The 1005-nt window shown below is 64.0% G+C and carries 1 protein-coding gene and 1 pseudogene; both read right to left on the bottom strand.

What is annotated here, in order from left to right:
* Positions 1-690 (bottom strand): nitrate ABC transporter permease (gene ntrB / locus EN984_RS35865; protein ID WP_127384420.1); only part of this gene is annotated, 690 nt, incomplete at its 3' end.
* 70 nt (positions 691-760) lie between these two features.
* A pseudogene (locus EN984_RS35860) lies at positions 761-1005 on the bottom strand (bicarbonate-binding protein); the annotation flags it as partial.

Genomic DNA, 1005 nt, shown 5'->3' with positions numbered 1-1005 from the left:
GCCGATGCCGATCCTCAGGCCGGTAAAGATGTAAGGCGCGGCGGCCGGCACCATGATCTTCACGAAGAACTCGAACTGGTTGAGCCGCAGGATGCGCGAGACGTTGCGATAATCCTCTGGGATGTTACGCACGCCGACCGCGGTGTTGATGATGATTGGCCAGATCGACGTGATGAAGATGACGAAGATCGCCGACGGGCTGGAATCGCGGAACGCCGCCAGCGACAGAGGCAGCCAGGCCAGCGGCGGCACCGTGCGCAGGATCTGGAACACCGGGTCGAGGCCGCGCATCGCCCAGATCGACTGGCCGACCAGCGCGCCGAGCGCGACGCCGACCACCGCCGCCAGGCCGAAGCCGATGGCAACACGCTGCAGCGAGATTAGCACGCGCCATGCCAGACCGATATCCTGCGGGCCATTGTCGAAGAACGGATGCGCGATCAAATCGTAGGCCTCGTTCCACACCTGGGTCGGCGGCGGCAGGCTTGATGTCGGCGACGAACAGGCGATCTGCCAGACGACCAACATCAGCGCGATGACGATGATGGGCGGCACCAGCGCGCTCGCCAGTTTGCCGGCGATGGCGAGCGGCTCGAAGCGACGCCGTGCCTTGGCAGTGAAGGCGATGACCTCCGCCGGCTTGGCAGGAAAGGCCTTCACCTTGGTGTCCTCGATAGTCTGCATCGACATGTCTGGGGAAAACTCCGTGGGGCAGATAATTCGAGCGACAAACGGCGCAATGCGCCGTTTGCGCAGGGGTTCAGGCCGATGCCTTGATCTTCAGGCTATCGAGATAGGCGGACGGGTTGGCCGGATCGAAGATCTTGCCGTCGAAGAAGGTCTCGACGCCGCGCGACGACGACGCCGGAACGTCGGCAGCCGCAACGCCGAGATCCTTGGCCGCTTCGCGCCACAAATCCTCGCGGTTGACCTGATCGACCAGCGCCTTGATGTCGGTGGTCGGCGCGAACTTGCCCCAGCGGATGTTCTCGGCGAGGAACCACG

Source organism: Mesorhizobium sp. M7A.F.Ca.CA.004.12.1.1 (assembly GCF_003997835.1).
Taxonomy (GTDB): Bacteria; Pseudomonadota; Alphaproteobacteria; order Rhizobiales; family Rhizobiaceae; genus Mesorhizobium.
Note: the sequence above shows the minus strand (reverse complement) of the source record. Positions and strands in the feature narration are given on the sequence as shown.